Raw genomic sequence first — 21,070 nt, forward strand, 5'->3', positions numbered from 1 at the left:
CGCTCCATGGAGAAACTCCCTTATAATCCATCTGTCAGGGCTGAATCTCAGATCAGGGGCTCACAAGGAAGGTGGGGTGGGCGCACCGCTTACTGTAGACTCTCATCACGTCTGCAAAGCTTTTGCTCTGAAGGTCTGCGCGATCTTCCGATGTGTTGCAGGGGATGTCGTGGAGTATTTGTTTCCTCAGGTCCTCAATCCTCGGCTGCCGCAGTGCTCTCATTTCAAGCTTTCTAATAAAACGTTCCGGTTGTTCGTATGTTAGCCGCAGTCGAAGTTGTATTCGATAAATAAAGCGGACATTTGTACAACTCGCAGCATCGGCCATTCCGGGCTCGAAGCGGAGTTTAGCTGCAATTTGCACCCATGACCGCTTTCGGGAAAAGACAAATCTATGCGCCGAAATTTCACAACCAGATGGCTTTTAAAAAAACGTGGCCTTGGGGTAGCGTTGGAAAAATTGTTTGGAGATTATTGATGAAGTTTGTTTGAATCGCTTTGGCGCTTGGTTTGGCTGGATGTGTTACAAGCGAGCCATCTGTTAATAACACGGGACGTCCTGCGCAGGGGGCTTTGAGTACGGCAAGCCAAGATGCCACCGCTGCGTTTATAACTGCATGTATTAACACTTCAAAGGATCCGAACGCAGCGCTGCCAGCTTTGCTATCACTCGGTTTTAAAGAAATAGGTACGCGCAAAGGGATGCGACGTTTTAAGAGCGCCACGGCGACCGCTGCTCTTTCAAGTGATTCAAATGGTGGTGGGCTGGGCCAATGTTCGGTCACGCCCAAAGGCGGTAATTTTCCTTCCAGTGTGGCTGCCCTTAATCAACAAATTGGTCGTGCAACAATCTCGGCAAAAAAACTCTCAGGTGAAGCGGCTTGGCTAATCGGGGCCACAGGCGCCATCGCGATAGTCGCGCGCCAAGAGGGTGCATTTACACGCACACAGTCCAACGTTCTTAGCAACTGAATATCTGATCATTTAAGAAACTAGTATGAAACGACTTGTAACAGTACCGATTTTTCTAGCGACAGCTCGGTACGATTGTACCGAAGTCTAAGACGTCCAAGCGTTAAATCGCGTTCGTCAACTCTGGGGGAATGGTTGGTTCCGCCAGAGGTGTCGTTGATAATATCCGTTTGCATCAGCCGTTCATTGCACCCAGACAGTTTTCCAAAAAATTACTGTTAGCGAACGCCAGCAGGCCGTGTCTCAGCCGATTTTCATAACAATGCAGGTGGTGGAGCCTGTGGCGTAGAGTTTGCCGTCTTCGACGCCTCTGATTTCGCCATGTGCAACGCCGGTTGAACGGCCCACGTGGTCCGCGATGCCTGTGCAATCTACGGTCATGCCCAAGGGGATCGAACGCAGGATGTTAATCTTGTATTCCAAGGTGGTGTAGACCGATCCGCGCGGCACCCGTGTCATGACAGCGCAGGCCATGGCGCTGTCCAAAAGCGTGCCGTACCAGCCGCCGTGTACGGTGCCCATCGGGTTGGTCATGGAGAATTCGGGTGTGCCGCGGAACACGCAGTGGCCTGCTTCGACGCTGTGTAATGTATAACCGATGGTTGCGCCGATGGGTGGGCCAGGGTTGGTGCCATCCAGAATTTTTTGCATGAATTCCAAACCGCTGAGTTCAAGCGCTTCGGACGTGCTGAGCAGATCGGCGGGGGATGTGGCGATACGTGGCATAGGGGACTCCGAGTGTGACGTTTGCCACAGCCTAGAGCCCCGCAATGGCGCGTGGCAAATGTTACGCCACGTTTGAAAGGTCGGATTGTGGTGTCACACCCAATGCGCGGCAGACATTGCGTGTCAATTCGGGGCGGTTGAGGGTGTAGAAATGCAGGGCGTCGACGCCTTCCGCCACCAATTCGCTGCACATTTCGGTGCAAAGTGTGGTGGAGAGCAGTTCGGTCCGGCCATCGCGTTCGGCAGCACGGTAGGCTTCGTCCATCCACTCGGGGATGTTTGTGCCACACATGGCAGCGAATTTACGGGCCGAATTCCAGTTGGTGATCGGCATGATGCCCGGCACGATGGGTTTGGTGATACCTGCGGCAGCGCATTGATCGCGAAAGCGTAAGAAGCTTTCTGTTTCAAAGAAGAACTGCGTCAGAGCTTCATCCGCACCTGCGTCAAACTTGCGTTTGAGGTATTGGATATTGGCGTGCTGGCTGACCGCGTCAGGGTGGCTTTCGGGATAGGCGCCTACGCGGATGGTGAATTTATCCAGCAAGGCCAAAGCCTCAATCAGCTCAACCGAGTTTTTGAACCCTTCGGGATGGGGGGTGAATTTGGACGCGCCGCCTTCTGGATCACCGCGCAGGGCGACGATTTCGGTCACACCGGCGGCGTGAAACTTCTCGGCGATTTCCATGGTCTCGGCGACGCTGGCACCAACGCATGTCAGATGCGCAGAGACGGGCAGCTTGGACGTGCGGTGCAGCACATGGGCGGCGTCATGGGTCAGATCACGAGTGGTGCCGCCAGCGCCGTAGGTGACAGAGAAAAACCGTGGTTCAAGCGGCGCCAGAGCCTGTGCCGTGTCCCACAGCTTGAACGCAGCATCGACGGATTTCGGTGGAAAGACTTCGAATGATACGGCGGGGGTTGTCATGACTGGCATCCTTGTTGATTTCACCCCTTGTTGCATAGTATTGCGCATGAGACAAATTCATAACTCTCATCATTTACATGAGTCCAGCCTCATGAGGGATTTAACATGCATATCGAATTTCGCCATCTGCGTACCATCCAAGCCATTGACCGTGCAGGCGGTTTGGCCAAAGCGGCAGAGATGATGAACATCACCCAATCCGCGCTGAGCCATCAGGTGAAGGGGTTGGAGGACCAAGCAGGGGTCGAGCTGTTTGTGCGCCGTTCCAAGCCGTTGAAACTGTCTCCGGCGGGGCAGCGGCTGTTGAAGCTGGCAGAGCAAGTGTTGCCGCAGGTGGCGGCGTTGCAAGATGAGTTCAGCGGTCTGCGAGAGGGCAGCACCGGCCGCATGCACATCGCGATTGAGTGTCACGCGTGTTTTGAGTGGCTGTTTCCCGTGCTGGAGCAATTTCGCCGCAGCTTTGGCGAGGTAGATGTGGATATCCGCCCCGGTCTGGCGTTCGACGCGCTGCCTGCGCTGTTGCGGCAGGAAGTGGATTTGGTGATTTCCTCGGACCCAGAAGAGATTGATGGTGTCGATTTCATCGAGTTGTTTGATTACAAAGCGGTTTTTGTCGCAGCTAGCACACATCCTTTGGCCAAGAAGCCCTATGTAGAAGCAGAGGATTTCCGTGACGAGACGTTGATCACGTATCCGGTAGAGCGCACAAGGCTGGATGTCTTTAGCCAGTTGTTGATCCCTGCCAAAGTGGAACCCGCACACATTCGGCAGGTGGAATTGACGGCGGTCATCTTGCTGTTGGTTGCATCTAATCGCGGTGTGTCTGTGCTGCCGGATTGGGTGGTGCGCGAGGTGAAATATTCCTCGGATTATGTGACACGGCCTTTGACCAAAGGGGGGATCACGCGCAGGCTTTATGCTGCGATCCGCAGGGAAGACCGTGAAAAGCCGTTTATGCAGGAATTATTGGGATTGGCGGGGAAAGAGGCGCGTAAGCTACAGGCGGTTTGACTGGTTTGATATCTGCCACATCACGTGCATCTGGCGCTATGGCTTAGCGTATTTGAGGGTAACGATTATGAGCGAAACTGAACTATTCCTGACGCCATTGCCTGAGGCGGTAGAGCGTGCGGTTGCCATCGCCCAAGAAGCCCTGAGCGAAGCGGGGGGGCAGATGGTGGAGAAGGCGTATCAAGACCAAACCGAGCGGATGCTGGCGGGGTTGGATATGACGATGGAGGAGCTGGATAAGCTGGGTGCGCCGACATCCTGGATCGGGCCTATGGCTGAACGTGTGCAAGATTGGTGGTGGGATAAAACCGCTGCGTTCAAAGACAGCGAAGAGGATGCAGATGAGGATGAGCTGGCGTTAATGTTCTTCATGCCCATTCCAGTGCTACAGACCTGCCCGTTGCAAGAGACGCCTTTGGAGTATGATGAAGTTGATGAAAAAATGGCTGCCGCGGCATCGGAGATTATGGCGGCCATAACCCAAAGGACCGATTGGCAACCTGTACCGTTCCAACAGCCGGAACCTGACTTTGAGAGTGAATTTGACAATCCAATGGAGCAGGTTTTAGGGGTTTGGAAAACGCGCGAAGATGACGGGTTTCTTGTTCTTATTGATAGTTTTGAAGAAGATCCGATGCTTATGGGGAATGCTATTGGGTTGGTGCATCTGGTTGGCGAAGGATGCTCAAATTTTTCGGCACGGTTGCAATAAGGCACCCAAGCCGGCCCTAAACACAGCGGTCGGAAGCTGTTTGTGCTGAGGGGGAATGCTGCACAAAGGCACGCGCGCCACCTGTTCGGCGGCGCGCGTCTTGTTTTGGGTTAGATGACTTTTACCATGGCTTTGCCAGTGTTGCCGCCTGTGAGCAGCTTGATAAAGGCGTCTGGCGCATTTTCCAGACCTTCGGTGATGTCTTCTTGCACAGCAATGTCGCCCTTTGCGATCATCGGGCCAACTGCTTTGTGGAAATCACCGAGGCGGTTCCAGAAGTTGGAGATGATGAAGCCGTTCACGCTGAGTGAGCTGACGAGGATGTGACGCCAGATTTGTTGACCTGACAGGCCGTTGTCGACTTCGGAGGTGCCGTTGTACCATGCGATCATGCCGCAGATAGGAATACGGCCATGAAGGTTCATCAGGGGCAATACTGCTTCCAGCACTTTGCCGCCGACGTTTTCAAAGTAGATGTCGATGCCTTTGGGGCAGGCGGCCTTGAGGTCTTTGCGCAAGGCAGAGGCGGTATCATAGGCGTAGTGGTCAAGGCATTCGTCAAAGCCGAACTGCTCAACCGCCATTTTGCATTTATCCGGCCCCCCTGCGATGCCCACAACGCGCAGGCCCATGGATTTGGCGACTTGACCCACCATAGAACCAACAGGGCCTGTGGCCGCTGCAACAACAAGTGTTTCGCCTGATTTTGGTCTGCCAAATTCGGTCAGGCCCAACCATCCCGTAAAGCCGGGCATGCCCATAACACCAAGCGAATAGGTGATAGGAGCGGTTTTCGGGTCTACTTTGGCAAGACCTGTGGCGGGAACTGCGGCATGTGTGGCCCAACCAAAGCCGCCCATGACAAATTCACCTACTTCAAAACCGTCTGCATTGGAGGCGATGATTTCGCCGACCGAGCCGCCTTCCATTTTGCCATCAACGGGGATGTTGGCAGCGTAGGATTTCGAATCATCCATGCGGCCGCGCATATAAGGGTCGAGCGACATATAGTGAACGCGCACAAGGACTTCGCCTTCACCCGGTGTGGGGATTGGCAGTTCTTCGAGGCGGAAGTTTTCAGGAGTTGGCGCACCGTTGGGGCGGCTGGCGAGGGCAATCTGTTTCATCATTTCAGTCATGGGGGCTCCTTTTGTTTCATTGCAACGGTAGTGCAGTTGAATCGAGGTGCAAGGGGCACGCTGCGTCACTGGGTCTTGGCTTTTTGTGGGCTTCGTCCTATGAGGACGTTTAATCCATTCAGAAAAGGCCGAAATGACATGGTTGGCAGTGCAAATCTTAACATCATGATCAAAGCCGCGCGCAGAGCCGGCCGCGCCTTGGTTAAAGACTTTCGTGAAGTAGAACAGCTTCAGGTATCCATGAAAGGTGCGGGCGATTTCGTCAGCCGTGCGGATATCAACGCCGAGAGCATCCTTAAGGAAGAACTGCGCGGTGCGCGTCCGACTTATGGCTGGATCGCCGAAGAGGGCGGTGCAGAAGAGGGCGAAGACCCAACACGCCGTTGGATCGTTGATCCGCTGGACGGCACCACCAACTTCTTGCACGGCTTGCCGCATTGGGCAGTGTCCATCGCGCTAGAGCATAAAGGCCAGATCGTCGCGGGGGTTGTTTTTGACGCCGCTAAAGACGAAATGTTTTATGCCGAGAAGGGGGCAGGTGCATGGCTGAACGAGAGCCGCTTGCGCGTGTCGGGCCGCAACAAGATGATCGAATCAATCTTTGCAACGGGGATTCCTTTTGGCGGACGTTCGGACCTGCCAGCCACGTTGCAAGACATGGCGCGTATTGCGCCGACCTGCGCAGGCGTGCGCCGCTGGGGCGCTGCGGCGCTTGATTTGGCTTATGTCGCTGCGGGGCGCTATGATGGGTTCTGGGAACGTCGTTTGAACGTTTGGGATCTGGCCGCTGGTGTGATCATCGTGAAAGAAGCCGGTGGGTTGGTCGAAGCGATTAATCCGCGCGGTGATGTGTTGGTTGACGGTGAAATCATTGCCTCCAATGAAGCGATCTTTACCAACTTCTCCAAAGTTGTGCGCGGCTGATTTAGCTGCGATCTGACGGATGGTTGACGCCATCCGTCCAAGGGAGCGGTTCATGCTCCCATGTGTTTACACCCTCGATACAGCCCAGATTGATTCCGCATTGCGCAGGGTCACTACGGCGTTGATGGTAGAGGTAGATGCCACAGGTTTTGCAAAAATAATGTTTCGCGGTGTGTGTTCCCCAACTGTAGAGTTGTAGGGAGTCCGCGCCTTTGATGACCTGTACGCTGGCGGTTGTGGCCGTAACGGCGGCAGCCTGACGGCGTGCGCAAAACGAACATGTACAGCGGGCGGCATCGGTGAGCCCGTTTGGCACTGTGGCACTGATCGCACATGCGCCGCAGTGGCAGCTGGCGGTGATGTCCATGCTCATTTGCGTTTTACCTTGGGCAAGGAACTGGGCAGGATATATTGCGCCTCAGGGTGGGGCGGGTGGCCGTCGGTAACGCGCCAGAAACGCGGGCCACCAAGGCGCAGCCATAGGGGCAAGGACAGCAGGATACCTGCGATGAACCCCCCTGCATGGGCCCAATAGGCAACGCCCCCTACACCCGCAGGGGTGCCGATACCGCCGACAAATTGCATACCAAACCAGAGCATCAGCATGATCCACGCCGGGATTGGAAAGATCCGAAAGAAGATGATGAAAAACACAAAGATATCGACTTTGGCTTTGGGAAACAGCAACAGATAACTACCCATGACGCCCGCAATAGCACCAGATGCGCCCACCATCGGGACATAGGATGTGGGATCGGTTGCGACTTGGGCGAGGCCCGACAGGACGCCTGCCAGCAGGTAGAATCCCAGAAAGGGCATGTGGCCCATCTCGTCTTCAACGTTGTCACCAAATATCCACAAAAACAACATGTTGCCTGCCAGATGCATGTAACCTGCATGAAGGAATTGTGAGCTGAGCAGCGCGCCGAGGCCGTCACCTGCCATCACACGGCGCGGCAGCAGAGCGTAATTGTAATAGAACAGATTAAGCGCCTGTTGATCCTCGGAAATCGGCAACATGCTGAGAAAAATGCCGATGTTTGCGGCCATCAGCGCGTAGGTCACATAGGGAATGCGGCCAGAAGGGTTATGATCACGGATTGGAAACATAAGCGCCACGTTCTGCGATTGCTGTGCGGGCGTCAAGGCCATGTTCTGGCGAGGTTTCCCCGCGCGGTGTGATCCGCACGGGGAGGCGTAGTTTAGGCAACCGCGCCCAGCAGATCGGCGTTGCCACCAGAAGCAGTCGTATCGACGCAGACGTGACGCTCCAGCCGGACACGGGCGGTGTCGGGTAGGCCACGCATCAGCGGGATGATCGGGCCACTGCGGGTTGCCAGTGCTTTCTCATAGCTGCGTGCCGTATCTGCATCGCCCCACCACAAGATGCCGCCAAAGTCTGGCCCAGAGGCGAGGGCATCTGCCGTGATGCCACCACTAACTTCGACAGCAACACCGCCCAAAGCTTCGACTGCGCGTTTTTGTGCCGCTGCGGTGTCGGCTGTCGGGCCAAGGCAGAGGATTGCGGGGCGTGGCAGCGTCGAGAGGCGGTTGCTTTCGCCCGTTGGGCCGGGGAGAGAGAGCGTATCGAGGAAGACGGTTGTGTGATCTGGCAGGGCGGGCAAGGTGCCTGCGTTGTCCCATGCGGGGGATTGCTCAGCCATGTCTGGCGCCGAGAAGCGCGGCAGATAGTTAGGGCCGCCTGCTTTGGGGCCTGTGCCAGACAAGCCTTCGCCGCCAAAGGGTTGCGAGCCGACAATGGCACCGATCTGGTTGCGGTTAACATAAATATTGCCCGCCTCGATCCGTTCAGAGACGTGTTGCACACGGTCATCAATACGGGTGTGAAGGCCAAAGGTCAGGCCGTATCCGGTGGCGTTGATGGCGTCGATGACCTTGTCCAGCTCATGCGATTTGAAGGTTGCGATGTGCAAGACAGGACCAAAGATTTCACGCTTGAGATCGCTGATGCCGTTTACGCGGATGATGGTCGGGGCAATGTAGGTGCCGTGATCGGGTGATTTTAACTCGGCAATCAGGCGGCCTTCATTGCGGGCCGTTTCGATATGTTCGGCGATGCCTTTGCGGGCGGCCGCGTCGATGACGGGGCCGACATCGGTGCTGAGGTGCCATGGGTCACCCATCTTCAGGGTTTGCATCGCGCCGATCAGCATCTTTTGCAGCGGTTCGGCGATGTCTTCTTGTACATAAAGGCAGCGCAGCGCCGAGCAGCGTTGGCCTGCGGATTTAAAGGCGCTCTCTACTACGGCTTGCACGGCTTGCTCGGGCAGGGCGGTGCTGTCGACGATCATCGCATTCAGGCCCCCTGTTTCGGCAATCAGCGCGGTGCCGGGTGCGCAGTGATCGGCCATGGCGGCACGGATGCGCTGGGCGGTGGCGGTGGAGCCGGTGAAGGCCACACCATTGATCCGCACATCCGAGGTCAACGCAGCCCCCACATCGCCGCCGCCGGGCAGCAGTTGCAAGGCAGTGTCGGGCACGCCTGCTTCATGCAGGATGCTGATGGCCAGATGGGCGATCAGCGGTGTTTGCTCGGCTGGTTTGGCAAGAACGGCGTTGCCAGCGGCCAGCGCGGCGCTGATCTGGCCTAAGAAGATCGCAAAAGGGAAGTTCCACGGTGAAATGCATGTGAAAACACCTGCGGGTGGCATGTTGGTGGCTTGGGCGGCGTAATAGCGCAGGAAATCCACGCCTTCGCGCAGTTCGGCAACGCAATCGGGAATGCCTTTGCCTGCCTCACGGGTGAGCAGGGCGAAAATCTCGCCATAGCGTTCCTCATAGATGTCGGCGGCACGCAAGAGCGCGGCGTTGCGTTCTTCTAGCGGTGCCGCCCAAGGTGTGGCTGCGTCTAAGGCTTGGGCCACGTCTGCGGCTGTTGCGGGGTGGACTGTGCCGGGGGATGCGCCAACGCCCGCGGGGTTTTGGACCTCCTGCGCAGGGCCACCAGTTGCGCCGCCTGCGACCAGTGGTGCGCAGGCCCATGTGTGATCTGCGAATGCTGCGCGTGCTTGCTCAATGGCCGTCAAGGTCGGGGTATGGGTGATGTCAAAACCGATGGAATTCACGCGCAATGGGTGAAACATCTCGGCCCCTGTGGGGATCACGGGAACCGTATCTGCGAGTTTGGTAAATGGATCAGCCGCGACTTCTTCGGGCGGCACGTTTTCATCAACGATCTGGTTGACGAAGCTGGAGTTTGCGCCGTTTTCCAGTAGGCGGCGGACCAGATAGGCCAGCAAATCTTTATGCGCGCCCACAGGCGCATAGATGCGGCAGCGGCTGTTGTATTTGGCCAGCACGATCTTGTGTAGGGTTTCGCCCATGCCATGCAGACGCTGGAACTCATAGGTTTCTTTATCGTGGCCCATGTGCAGAACCGCAGCGACCGTATGCGCGTTATGAGTGGCGAATTGCGGGTAAATCCTATCCGTCATGCCCAATAATTTGCGTGCATTGGCGATATAGCTGACGTCAGTGGCGGCTTTGCGGGTGAAAACGGGAAAACCATCCACGCCCTCAACCTGTGCGCGTTTGATTTCAGTGTCCCAATAAGCGCCTTTGACCAGACGCACCATAATACGGCGATCATGGGTTTGGGCGATTTGGTAGAGCGCATCAATCGCGTCGCCTGCGCGGGGGCCATAGGCCTGCACGACAACGCCAAAGCCGTCCCAGCCCTCAAGTGCGGGTTCTGACATCACGGCGTTGATCACATCCAGCGACAGACCAAGGCGATCTGCCTCTTCTGCATCGACGTTCAGGCCCATGCCTGCAGATTTGGCCAGCAAGCACAGCGCGCGCAAGCGTGGCACCAGATCGCGCATCACCGAGGTTTCTTGCGCCACTTCATATCGTGGGTGCAGTGCAGACAGTTTGACAGAGATGCCCGGATTGCGGCGGATGTCTTCGTGCGTGCAGCCCCGCGCAATGGACGAGATCGCGTCAGAATAGCTCAGGTGGTATCGGCGGGCGTCGGATTCGGTGCGGGCGGCTTCTCCCAGCATGTCGTAGGAATAGGTGAAGCCCTTGGCCTCCATCCCCGCAGCGCGTTTCATTGCGCCTTTGATGTCTTCACCCAAGACAAACTGGCGGCCCATTTCTTTCATGGCCCGCGCCACAGCGGTACGAATCACAGGTTCGCCCAGCCGCTTGATCGCGGCGCGCAGGTGGCGCACGGGGCCGGGTTGTTCATCGTCCAACACGCGGCCTGTCAGCATCAGCGCCCAAGTGGAGGCATTTACCATCGTCGAGGTGGAATGCCCCATGTGACGGCCCCAATCGGAAGGGGCGATTTTATCCTCAATCAATGCATCCATGGTTTCGGCATCGGGCACACGCAACAGGGCCTCGGCCAAACACATCAGCGCAACGCCTTCGTCGGTGGAGAGACCATATTCCGCAAGAAAAACTTCCATCAGGCCCGGCGCAGTAGAGTTGCGAATGTCACGGACCAATCCAGCCGCTGTTTCGCTGATTGTGGCGCGGTCTGTTTGGGTGAGGGCTGCTGACTCAATCAACGTCTCTAAAACGCTATTCGCATTACTATAGGTGTTGTTATCAATGGTAGCGCGGAGAGAAGAGGGGGTATTGCGTGCCATTTGGCCACTCCAAACAAAAGGGATATACCTCGGTGTACCTTAGGTCTTGCAGTCAAGTTTCCTGAAGATTACCCTGATGCAATAGTTTTTGACTTTATTTTGGAGGAAATCGTGGTTCAAAACACTTCTGACTTGGATCAGTTCGATCAAGCGATTCTCAGTACTCTGGCAGAAGATGGTCGCATAAGCATCACGGATCTTGCAAAGCGGATAGGATTGTCAAAATCTCCAACCCAAGCGCGGCTGCGTCGGTTGGAGGAAAACGGCGTTATTCTGGGCTACCGCGCGATGTTGAACCCTATCCGGTTGGGGGTGGATCACGTGGCATTTGTAGAAGTGCGCCTGACCGACACGCGAGAAGCAGCGCTGACGGCGTTCAACAAAGCTGTTTCGCGTGTGCCGCAGATCGAACAGGCGCATATGATTGCCGGTAATTTCGATTACCTGCTCAAGGTACGCACCCGCGATATGAACAGCTATCGCTCGTTTTTGGGCGATACGATTTCCGCGCTGCCGCATGTTGGCTCGACTTCGACCTATGTGGCGATGGAGGCGGTTAAGGAAGTGATGTTATCTGAGGGCACATAAGGCGCTAAATGCACTTGGTTTTGTGACGCAATACGTATACCAACCGACGTGTTGACGCGCAGAACCCTGCTGCTCTCTCTATTTGGGGCGTATGGGACTGAGCTAAACCGCCGGTTGCGGGCGTGGTGGAATGGTAGACACACCAGACTTAAAATCTGTTGGGCGTATGCCCGTGGGGGTTCGAGTCCCCCCGCCCGCACCACTTTAGCTACTTATCTCATTGAGAAATAAGAAAAATAAAAAGGGGCCGCAGATGCAGCCCCCAAGCTGACCGCTATACTATGGGAAGCGTTTCAGCTGTGGCATTTGTTGTAATAAATAGGCTCTACAAGTATTGTTTTCTTTTGTTTGCCAGCACCGCCAACTGCGCTGCACACAAAGCGTCTACAAATCTAGGGATACCTCACTATTTGGAAACCTGCATTGCGCAGGCTGTTAATGCAGAAACGCCGACGCCTGACAGGGCGCCCCTAAAGGTTATTGTGATGTCTTAAGGGAGGGTCGCTTTTTTTTGCTGACGCTAGGTTTGTTCTGTCGCGTTATGCCAACCGAGAACCTCCCTCTAAATATCAACGCCAAAGTTGTTCAGTGGGTTGCGCTCTTTGGCGAGATACTTTCTCGGGCCCATTTCCATGGGAGCGCGGGCAACAAATTTGCCTTGGCCTTCTTGCGCGATCAGCTTGCCCTTATGTGTAACAAAGGCCCCTCGGTTCAATACAGTCTCCGGAACCCCTGTCAGTTCCATTCCCTCAAACGGCGTGTAATCCATGTTGTCGTGTTGATCAGCGAGGCTCATCGTGCGGCTCGTTTCAGGATCCCAAATTGCAATGTCTGCATCCATGCCCGGGGCGATGCTGCCTTTGTTGGTCATGCCAAACGTGCGGGCCGCATTTGTTGAAGACAATGCGACAAACTGCTGTAAACTGATCCGCCCTTTCACCACGCCTTCAGAAAACAAGTAGGGCAGGCGCGCGGCGATGCCGGGCATGCCATTGCTGATCTTAGGGTAAGGGGCATCGAAGCCGTTTAGAAATTTGCCTGTCTCGTCATAACGGTACGGTGCATGATCCGAGCTTACAGACGTAAATGTACCTGATTGCACATGCTTCCACAGGGCGTCTTGGGTGGCCGTGTCACGCAGGGGCGGCGAGCAGATGAACTTGGCCCCCTCCATTCCGGGGCGGTCCAGATCATCACGTGTCAGGGCAAGGTATTGTGGGCAGGTTTCTGCAAACAAGCGCGTGCCCGATAGAATTTCGCGTTGCACAATCTGTGCGCCGCCAGCGGTAGAAACATGGACAATGAATAAAGGCGCATCCACCAGTTTGGCCAGAGAGATTGCCCGATTTATGGCTTCTTCTTCGGCGAGTTCGGGGCGGGATACGGCGTGGAACTTGGGGGCGGTATGGCCACCATCGGCCAAGCGCTTGTTCATCCATTTTACCATATCGTTGTTTTCGGCATGGACCATGGTGATGGCGCCATGCTGGCGGGCAACGGTTAGAATATCCAACATGCCAGCGTCACCGATGTTCATCAAATCATAGGTCATGAAGACTTTGAATGACGTAATACCGCGTGCAAAGGCGCGGGGGAGTTGTTCGTGCAACACCTCTGGGGTCGGGTCGGAAATGATCAGATGGTAACTGTAATCCAACACAGAGCGTGCACCGCGTGCATCATAGGTTGCAATAACATCGTCAATGGATTGGCCACGTTGCTGTGCGGCAAAGGGAATAAAGGATGAATTGCCACCAAAAGCCGCCGAGATAGAACCGCTTAGGTAGTCATCCGCTGACATGACGCCAGAGGAGCTTTCTTGCGCGATGTGGGCATGTGCCTCGATGCCTCCTGGCAGAACTAAACGCCCGCCTGCGTCGATCCGCTGCGCCCCACCTGAAAGATGCTCTGCGATGGCGGCAATGCGGCCATTTGCTATGCCAATGTCTGCCTTGAAGGTATCGGTTGCTGTGCTGACTGTGCCGTCATGAATAACTGTATCAAATTCCATTATCATTTCCTTTTCAAAAGCTACTGGAGAGGCGGTTTTGTTACCGCCGCAGCAAATCTCGTGCGTCCTGATAGGCATACCATTTCGTCATTAATCCGGCCACTGCGCCTGAAATTGGCATGAACGGCACAGGGGTAAAAGACAGATCGTCAAAGGCCGTGTCTGCATCGGGTTCGCCGAGAATCTTGCGAGCCAGTTTCATGCCGAAATAAATGCTGCGGGTTACGCCCGATCCGCAATACCCGCCTGCAAGCCAAACGCCATCCTCAAATCCAATATGGGGGCTGTGATCCGTCGTATAGGCCACATCGCCAGACCAAACATGGCTGAATGCCACATTTTTAAGCTGCGGAAACACTCTGGTGGCGGATGTGGCAAACGCTTTGCGCTGTCTATCAGGGCTGCCGCCGGGCGTTCCGATACGGCCTCCAAAGATAAAGCGTTTGCCGTCTGGTGTGGGGCGAAACCACATAAAAACCCGCCCCGATTCCCCAAGGGAGCGTCCCTTGGGGGACAATTCGGCCATCATCTGGGGAGATAACTCTTCGGTGGCGACAGCCGCAGTACGGATTTGCACAATGCGGCGCTTCATCGCTTTGGCGGCGCGGTCCGAATAGGCATTGGTGGCCATGACCACTTCGCCAGCCTGAACTGTTCCAAGGCGGGTTTTAACTATCGTTTTCTTGTCATTGTGGCACAGGGCCGTGACTGGACAATTGGTAATGATCCGCACACCGGCAGCCACGGCGAGATCAGCCAATCCCAGTACTAATTTGCGGGGATGGATATTACCGTCGCGGTGATACACAACGCCGCCTCGGTAAAAATCGCTGCCTATTTCCGAGCGTTGGTCCGCCTGCGGAACCATGTCAAATGGCAGCCCCAGATTTTTGCCCAGCCAGTCACATTCACGCGCTGTGCTGTCGTAATCGGCACCTGTACGCGCGCCCCTAAAGCGACCTTGCATTTGAAGATCGCACTCAATGCCCTCTTGCTGCACAAACTCTTCGAAATACGCCAAAGCCATTAGCCCTTCGCGCATGATACTTAGGGTCTTTTGCTCGCCGTAACGAGAGAGCAAGCCAGCCGAACCGAGTTTGTGGAAACTGGGGCCCACCATACCACCATTGCGAGAAGAACAACCTGCGCCAATACCGCCCGCTTCGAAAACCGTGACATCGCGACCTGCGCGGGCAAGGTGCAAAGCAACCGAGAGCCCCGTGTAACCTGCGCCAATTACAGCAATATCGGTGCGGTCGGGCAGGGCGGGCCTGTCAGGTGTATCGGAGGGGATGCTGTCCCAGTAATTGTTCTCTTGGGTCATGATCTCAGTCTCTAATTGACCAGTTTCCTTGGTTTCTGGCTGTGGGAAAACGATCTTCCAGGCCCAGTTCGGCGATGCGTTCGATGCTGGCGTCAAACAGGCTGCGCATCACTGGGATACCGTCAGGAGCCAGTGCCACTTCGCGCAAAGTATCCGCGCGTTTGCCGTAGGCGTTCAGTAGAACACGCAGATCGTCGATGGCGGCCTGCTCGGAAATATCAATTCTCAGGTCTACAGCATCAATGCCATGTTCCCCAGTAACGCGCACAGCAGCAGATCGCAGAGGGCCTTTGATCTCGCCTCCGGCATCGCGGCCTGCTTCAAGCGCTTGCATCAACCGTTCTGCCAGAGGCAGATCGGGGTCTTGGATGAATGCATCAGCCATGCTTCGGGTAATCCGGTCATTTGCCAAAATGTTTCCCAGCGCCAGACAATCTTTGTCAGAGGTATGGGTGAAAATGGAATACATGCGCCTGCCGTGATAGACTGAGGCTGCGCCTTTAGCATCCAAAGCACCGATCTGGCGCCATTCGATGTCATTGGTGGAATTACACACCGCAGAGACAGTTTGATCAGCGTTCTTGCCGCTGGCAAGCAGTGAAATGCCTAGATCGCCCAAGCGGCTATCGGTGCGGTGCTGCGAGAGCATTGCGCCTTTGCCATGGGCCAGCCTGACACAGCGTCCTCCGACGGCCAGATCGGATGTTGTAATGGCGGCCCCAAAGGCACCTGTGCGGGCGCATCGGCCAATAATAGAAAAGGTCACGGGCGTATTCCTCTTGAGTCAGTAAAGATCGGTGGAAGGCAGCGGTACGCCGCGGTCTTCAGCACCAAAACGTTGCCACATCGCCTCTGTTGCGGCTTGGGCCTCTTGCACCGCCGCGCGTTCGTCAATGGTGGTCAGCACGCGGTCGCGCATCAAAAAGCGGCCATCAACCATTGTATCGGTGACAGTACCGGGGTGGCCATAATGCACGATGTTAGAGATGGCTGAAACGCGCGGCGACAGCGCCGGCGTCATCAAATCAAACATCGCCAGATCGGCTTTCATACCGACAGCGATGCTGCCAATGCCAGAGTGGTCCAATGCGCGCGCGGCATTCACAGTGGCATAGTTGAACACGTGTTGCGGCGTCGGTGTGACCGCACGCTGATAAGCACCTCGATGCAGGGTTAGCCCCACTTTCATGGCATGGAACATATCTTCGGTCATATTGTCTGTGCCAAGCACGATTTTGACATTGTTATCTAAGATCGCACGCATGGGAAGCGGGTGCGGGCCTTTGGCAGACATTGACGAAGGGCAGTGGGCCAGCCATGTGCCGGTTTCAGCGAGCCGCGCCACATCGCTGTCGTTGCAGAATGTCCAATGCACTGCCAGTAGATCGTCACCGAGGAAATTGTTGCGGTCTAGATATTCGGTAGAAGTGCAGCCATGTAGGCTCTCTACTTGCTCTTTTTCGCTGATGATCTGGCTCAGGTGAACCGTGCGGCGCAGCCCGTGTTTGCGCGCCAGATCGGTTAGCTGTCCCAGCATCCAAGGGCTACAGTTGTCAGGGGCATGGGCGGCGATCATGACGCGCACGCGGTCATCTTCGCTACCGTGAAATTGTTCAATAAGGTCGCGGGTGCGGGTCAGAAAGGTTTCACCAAATTCGCGGTCAAAACGGTATTTTCCACTGCCTACTTCGGTGGTTACTGCATCTGCGCAGCTTTCTGCCAGCCATAGGCGCATGCCTGTTTCGATCATCGCAGGGGCGTAATCGGCAACATGGCGTAGCGGGTCAACCATGGTGGTGGTACCCGATCGGATGGCTTCGGCACAAGCGAGGCGTGCAATCGCGGCACGTTCCTTTGGTTCTAGCAGATAGGAGGCTGGGACCATGTATTGATAGACTAAGTTACCCTCAATATCCTCAACGGTACCGCGTAATACCAGTAAAACCGCGTGGGTGTGGGCGTTAATCAAGCCGGGTGAGACAAGCTTGTCAGACATGTCCAGCGGCTCAAACTCGTCGAAATCTGTACCTGCCAACGTATCGGTAATGGCAACGATTTTGCTGCCCTGAATGGCGATGTGGCCGCTGCGGACTTTGGGCAGGCCCGTTTCATGTGAGATATAGCGGGCGTTCTTTAATAATTTACGGGTCATTTTTTGCGCATCACTCCGATGGCTGTGGCGACAAGGGTGATGACAACCAGCACGGTTGCAACGGCGGCGATGGTCGGGTCGATGTTGTCTTGGATGCCTTCCCATATCATTTTGGGCAAGGTGCTGACGCGGCGCACAGTGATGAACAACACGCCCACGATTTCATCAAAGCTGACGATGAAGGCAAAGATAAATCCTGTAGCAATCCCAGGTTTGGCTGCGGGGACCACAACGGCCCAGACGGTCTGCATAACCGACGCGCCCAAGCTGCGGGCGGCGCGGGGGATGTTGCGATCAAGATTGGTCAGTGCTGCAAACACCGAAATCGAGACATAGGGCAGGGCCAGCAATGTATGCGCAAGGATGACGCCGACATGTGTGTCGATTAGCCCCAAGACGACCCAAAAGCGGTAAAAGCCCAAAGATTGTACAACAGGGGGGACCAAGATAGGCGTGATCAACACCCAGCGGGCAATAGATGAAGCGCGATCAGACAGAAACCAGCAACCAATGGCAAAGGCTGTGCCCAGAACAGTGGCGCAGGTCGCGACGACAACCCCAATCCACACGCTGGTCCATGTGGCCCCCAACCATTTGGGATCGGTGAAGTAGTTCACATAGTGCTGTAGGGACAGCCCCTCTTTGGGCAGGCCGATATAGCTGGTGTCGGTGAAAGAAATCGGCAGCACGACGAGCAAGGGCAGTACAAGAAAGGCAATAACCGTCCAGGCACCTGTCTGGAAAAAGATTTGAAAAGCGGATCGTTGCATTATTTTCGCTCCAACAAGGCAGAGCGCAGATTGACGAAGCGCGCGGCGATCAAAAGGACAAGGGCGGTGGCGATAAGCAAGGCAACGGAGAGCGCTGAGCCGAGGCCCCAGTTCAGGAATTCCTGAATTTGGTACGTGATGTATTCGGAGATCATCAGTACGCGTCCGCCTCCCAGCAACGCTGGCGTGACGAAGAAACCAAGCGATAGAACAAAGACCAACAATGCGCCGGACATGACGCCAGGCATCGTTTGGGGGAAATACACTTGGCGAAAGGCGGTCCATTCACTGGCGCCCAGACTGCGGGCCGCTTGGACATAAGCACCCGAGATGCCTCGCATGTTTGTCAGCATCGGCAGAATGGCAAAAGGCAGCATGACGTGGATCATCGCGATCAACACGCCTGTTTCATTGTGCATCAGTCGCAAAGGTGCGTCGATCAGACCGGCACCTTTCAGGGTATCATTCACAATGCCAGAGCGGCCCAGCAGGACAATCCAGCTGAACGAGCGGATCAAAACCGATACCCAGAATGGCAAAATGACCAAGGCCACCATGAGAGGGGTGAATTTGGACGCGAAATTGCTGATTGCATAGGCCACGATATAGCCGAGGATCAGACACCCAATTGTGGTGATGGCTGCCACGCGGAAGGTGATGATAAAACTGGTTTTTACCGCGTTGGAGCCCGCCATTGCGACGAAATTTGCGACCCCGGTTTCGGGTTCTGTAAAAGCGATCTTCCAGATGCCTAGCACAGGTACGATATAGAAGATCACCATGATTGCCAGTGCTGGAGCGACCAACATCCAATAGCTGACCTTTTCGTTAATACGTGGCATTTTGACTCCTGAAAGATCAAGTGGCGTGCCAGATTTGAGCTCTGGCACGCAGGGGAGGTTAGTTAATCAACGCGTCTACATAGAGCTCTTCGGCGGCGATCTGGTTTTTGGCGTACCATTCATCGTTGTAGAGGATCTGTGTCGCCAGATTTTCAGGGCTTGACGGGTTATAGGGGGCCAGTTCCGCAGGAACCAGCTCAGCTGCCTCCGGGTTCACTGGGCCAGAACCGATCATCTCAAGCCATTTCACCTGTAATTCGGGCTTTTGACCATGTGCGATGAATTTCATCGTTTCCTCGGTGCCAGCGGGGTTTCCTTTTGGGACGACCCAGATACCAGGTGCGATAACGCCACCGTTAAAGCTCACGTTGAAGGCGTCTTTATCCATCTGATCTTTTAGGAGGTGGGCGCGGGTAGACCAGATGTTGCCGATGGCGACTTCTTCTTGCAAGAACAGGTTCTGGCTATCGCTGCCTGACCCCCAAACGATGATATTTTCGCGTAGTTCGCGAAATTTGGCAATGGCGGCATTGATACCGTCTTGGGTGCCAAGCGCCTCGTAAACTTCGTTCAATGGTACGCCTTGGGCCATCGTCGCACATTCCAATTGGCCGCGTACAGATTTACGGAAAGTCCGCATGCCAGGGAAGTCTTTGACGTTCCAAACGTCTTCCCATGTTTGGGGCACATTGCCGCCCAGCATTTTGGGGTTGGTTGCCAAAACGTAGGAATAGACATAGTTGCCTACGCCGTTTTTATAGGCGGTGCCTTCCAGCACTTTGGATTTGTCGACGATCGAATAATCAATCGGCTGGGTCATGCCTTGCTGTTCAAGAATAATGGCTGATCCAGCGCCACTGTCGCACAGATCCCAAACCACTGCGCCGCTTTCGACCATGGCACGGATTTTACCAGCAGAGGGGCCGGAGCCGTCTACGATGACAGGAATGCCTGTTTCGGCGGTGTATGTGTCACACAGGACTTCTTGTAGAACGTCCTTTGCTGCGCCGCCCCAGTTGACGACAATGATCTCTTTGGCTTGTGCATGTGCTTTGCTGCCCAAGGCAGGCAGCACGCCCAATGCGCCCATTGCGGCAACAAAACCGCGGCGTGTTAGGCGGCCTTGTTTATAACGCTCGACCGCGATTTCAGCGATGTCGCGTTTGGCTTCGAAATCTGTTGTATCAGTCATGATGATATCCTTGTTGGGGAGGGAGAAGGCGGGGTCTTTTGCCCCTTTAGTTGTCTGCGAGTACTACAGGTGCGTCGGGTTCCCAGCCGATGCTCACGGTGAGGCCCGCAACGGGCGTGATGTCTGTTTTCCATGTCGGGCAAGACACCAGCATCTCGCCCAGCGTTTTGTGTGTAACAATGACCTGACAGCGTTCGCCCAAATAGCTGACTTGTTTGACAACCGCAGGCAGGAATTCTTCATTGGGTGCGCCAAGTTTCAGGCGTTCGGGGCGAAGGGCCAGTTTAACGGTATCACCAGTGGTGTTGGTTGTATCGGTTTCGACGTCAAACGCGACATCTTGTGCGGTGCAGTGCAGCGTGCTGTTGGTCTGGCCCTTTACGGTCACGTCGATAAAATTCGACTTGCCTAAAAAGTCAGCAACAAATTTGTTACGTGGGCGGTTATACAGCGTATTGGGATCGCCTTGTTGCTGGATGCCACCATCTTTCAAGATGATGATACGGTCGGACATTGACAGCGCTTCGTCCTGATCGTGGGTTACATAGATAAACGTCACGCCCAATTGGTTGTGCAACGCTTTCAGTTCCCACTGCAAATCGGCACGCAGTTTCTTATCCAGCGCCGACAGGGGTTCATCCAACAGCAGTACTTGCGGGCTAAAGGACATGGCACGGGCTAGAGCTATCCGTTGCTGTTGACCGCCCGACAGTTGGGACGGCATACGATCAGCAAAGGCTCCCATCTGCACCATTTCGAGCGCTTCGTTCACACGTTTGGTGATCTCCGAGGATGGCTTTTTGCGCACTTTTAACGGAAAGGCGACGTTTTCGCGTACCGTCATGGTGGGGAACAATGCGTATCCCTGAAACACCATGCCAAAGTCGCGGTGCTCTGGAGGGCGGTTTGTGATGTCTTCGGCGCGCAACGTCAGCTTGCCACTATCCATTTTGATAAATCCTGCAATCGCGCTGAGTAGCGTGGTTTTGCCCGATCCTGATGGACCTAAAAGGGTCAAAAATTCACCTTCGGCGACATCTAGGTTGACCTGATTTAGGGCATGCGTATCGCCGTAGGTCTTAACTGCATCGCTGATCGAGAGAATTGGGGAGGCCATCTTTTAAACATTTCCATTCTGCGCATCTTGAAGTCCCAGAGGG

The 21,070-nt window shown here is 55.2% G+C and carries 19 protein-coding genes and 1 tRNA gene; 5 read left to right on the forward strand and 15 right to left on the reverse strand.

Annotated features, from left to right (window positions below; genetic code table 11):
- Positions 1 to 407: 407 nt before the first annotated feature.
- The 3 genes from GGR95_RS13500 to metF form a co-directional block, all read right to left on the reverse strand.
- Positions 408 to 791 (reverse strand): hypothetical protein, encoded by a 384-nt coding sequence (locus GGR95_RS13500; RefSeq protein ID WP_184566725.1) that lies wholly within the window; start codon positions 789 to 791, stop codon positions 408 to 410.
- A 424-nt stretch (positions 792 to 1,215) separates the two neighbouring features.
- Positions 1,216 to 1,698: a PaaI family thioesterase gene (locus GGR95_RS13505; RefSeq protein ID WP_184566727.1), complete on the reverse strand. Its 483-nt coding sequence runs from the start codon at positions 1,696 to 1,698 to the stop codon at positions 1,216 to 1,218.
- A 61-nt stretch (positions 1,699 to 1,759) separates the two neighbouring features.
- Positions 1,760 to 2,626: a methylenetetrahydrofolate reductase [NAD(P)H] gene (gene metF, locus GGR95_RS13510; RefSeq protein ID WP_184566729.1), complete on the reverse strand. Its 867-nt coding sequence runs from the start codon at positions 2,624 to 2,626 to the stop codon at positions 1,760 to 1,762.
- 105 nt (positions 2,627 to 2,731) lie between these two features.
- Here metF and GGR95_RS13515 point away from each other — a divergent pair, with 105 nt between their 5' ends.
- Both GGR95_RS13515 and GGR95_RS13520 read left to right on the forward strand, forming a co-directional pair.
- Entirely contained in the window at positions 2,732 to 3,637 is a 906-nt protein-coding gene (locus GGR95_RS13515; RefSeq protein WP_184566731.1) for a LysR family transcriptional regulator, read from the forward strand.
- 67 nt (positions 3,638 to 3,704) lie between these two features.
- On the forward strand, positions 3,705 to 4,349 hold the full coding sequence (locus tag GGR95_RS13520) for a hypothetical protein (protein ID WP_184566733.1): 645 nt from the start codon (positions 3,705 to 3,707) through the stop codon (positions 4,347 to 4,349).
- Between the two features lie 110 nt (positions 4,350 to 4,459).
- On the opposite strand, the gene GGR95_RS13525 is transcribed toward GGR95_RS13520, so the two are convergent.
- The gene (locus GGR95_RS13525; protein ID WP_184566735.1) at positions 4,460 to 5,488 is read right to left on the reverse strand and encodes an NADP-dependent oxidoreductase; all 1,029 of its coding nucleotides are present in this window, start codon (positions 5,486 to 5,488) and stop codon (positions 4,460 to 4,462) included.
- A gap of 138 nt (positions 5,489 to 5,626) precedes the next feature.
- On the opposite strand from GGR95_RS13525, the gene GGR95_RS13530 reads away from it, so the two are divergent.
- Positions 5,627 to 6,412: an inositol monophosphatase family protein gene (locus tag GGR95_RS13530; RefSeq protein ID WP_184566737.1), complete on the forward strand. Its 786-nt coding sequence runs from the start codon at positions 5,627 to 5,629 to the stop codon at positions 6,410 to 6,412.
- A 1-nt stretch (position 6,413) separates the two neighbouring features.
- Here the strand turns inward: GGR95_RS13530 and GGR95_RS13535 are convergent, their stop codons facing one another.
- From GGR95_RS13535 to putA, 3 genes are all read right to left on the reverse strand, one after another.
- Positions 6,414 to 6,785: a GFA family protein gene (locus GGR95_RS13535; protein WP_184566739.1), complete on the reverse strand. Its 372-nt coding sequence runs from the start codon at positions 6,783 to 6,785 to the stop codon at positions 6,414 to 6,416.
- Complete coding sequence (locus GGR95_RS13540) at positions 6,782 to 7,522, reverse strand: rhomboid family intramembrane serine protease (RefSeq protein WP_184566864.1); 741 nt, start codon at positions 7,520 to 7,522, stop codon at positions 6,782 to 6,784. The genes GGR95_RS13535 and GGR95_RS13540 overlap by 4 nt, the downstream gene beginning before the upstream one ends.
- A 92-nt stretch (positions 7,523 to 7,614) precedes the next feature.
- Positions 7,615 to 11,031, reverse strand: coding sequence for a bifunctional proline dehydrogenase/L-glutamate gamma-semialdehyde dehydrogenase PutA (putA, locus tag GGR95_RS13545; RefSeq protein ID WP_184566741.1), 3,417 nt, complete (start codon positions 11,029 to 11,031; stop codon positions 7,615 to 7,617).
- 132 nt (positions 11,032 to 11,163) lie between these two features.
- Here putA and GGR95_RS13550 point away from each other — a divergent pair, with 132 nt between their 5' ends.
- The gene (locus tag GGR95_RS13550) at positions 11,164 to 11,619 is read left to right on the forward strand and encodes an Lrp/AsnC family transcriptional regulator (RefSeq protein ID WP_221384922.1); all 456 of its coding nucleotides are present in this window, start codon (positions 11,164 to 11,166) and stop codon (positions 11,617 to 11,619) included.
- Positions 11,620 to 11,735: 116 nt separating this feature from the next.
- Positions 11,736 to 11,821, forward strand: a tRNA-Leu gene (locus tag GGR95_RS13555).
- A 360-nt stretch (positions 11,822 to 12,181) separates the two neighbouring features.
- On the opposite strand, the gene hydA is transcribed toward GGR95_RS13555, so the two are convergent.
- From hydA to GGR95_RS13595, 8 genes are read right to left on the reverse strand one after another with little or no spacing between them, the layout of a single operon-like run.
- Positions 12,182 to 13,630 carry a dihydropyrimidinase gene (hydA, locus tag GGR95_RS13560; RefSeq protein WP_184566745.1) on the reverse strand — a complete coding sequence of 483 codons (1,449 nt, stop codon included), beginning with the start codon at positions 13,628 to 13,630 and terminating at the stop codon, positions 12,182 to 12,184.
- A gap of 40 nt (positions 13,631 to 13,670) precedes the next feature.
- On the reverse strand, positions 13,671 to 14,954 hold the full coding sequence (locus tag GGR95_RS13565; protein ID WP_184566747.1) for an NAD(P)/FAD-dependent oxidoreductase: 1,284 nt from the start codon (positions 14,952 to 14,954) through the stop codon (positions 13,671 to 13,673).
- A gap of 4 nt (positions 14,955 to 14,958) precedes the next feature.
- The gene (locus GGR95_RS13570) at positions 14,959 to 15,720 is read right to left on the reverse strand and encodes a DUF1028 domain-containing protein (protein WP_184566748.1); all 762 of its coding nucleotides are present in this window, start codon (positions 15,718 to 15,720) and stop codon (positions 14,959 to 14,961) included.
- A gap of 18 nt (positions 15,721 to 15,738) precedes the next feature.
- Complete coding sequence (locus tag GGR95_RS13575) at positions 15,739 to 17,106, reverse strand: amidohydrolase family protein (RefSeq protein WP_184566749.1); 1,368 nt, start codon at positions 17,104 to 17,106, stop codon at positions 15,739 to 15,741.
- Positions 17,103 to 17,876: an ABC transporter permease gene (locus GGR95_RS13580; protein ID WP_184566750.1), complete on the reverse strand. Its 774-nt coding sequence runs from the start codon at positions 17,874 to 17,876 to the stop codon at positions 17,103 to 17,105. Before GGR95_RS13580 ends, GGR95_RS13575 begins: the two co-directional genes overlap by 4 nt.
- A complete protein-coding gene (locus GGR95_RS13585; RefSeq protein WP_184566751.1) occupies positions 17,876 to 18,718 on the reverse strand; it encodes an ABC transporter permease in 843 nt (280 codons plus the stop codon). Before GGR95_RS13585 ends, GGR95_RS13580 begins: the two co-directional genes overlap by 1 nt.
- A 58-nt stretch (positions 18,719 to 18,776) precedes the next feature.
- Positions 18,777 to 19,910: an extracellular solute-binding protein gene (locus GGR95_RS13590; protein WP_184566752.1), complete on the reverse strand. Its 1,134-nt coding sequence runs from the start codon at positions 19,908 to 19,910 to the stop codon at positions 18,777 to 18,779.
- 46 nt (positions 19,911 to 19,956) lie between these two features.
- On the reverse strand, positions 19,957 to 21,027 hold the full coding sequence (locus GGR95_RS13595) for an ABC transporter ATP-binding protein (RefSeq protein ID WP_184566753.1): 1,071 nt from the start codon (positions 21,025 to 21,027) through the stop codon (positions 19,957 to 19,959).
- Positions 21,028 to 21,070 lie beyond the last annotated feature (43 nt).

It is taken from the genome of Sulfitobacter undariae (assembly GCF_014196805.1).
Taxonomy (GTDB): domain Bacteria; phylum Pseudomonadota; class Alphaproteobacteria; order Rhodobacterales; family Rhodobacteraceae; genus Sulfitobacter; species Sulfitobacter undariae.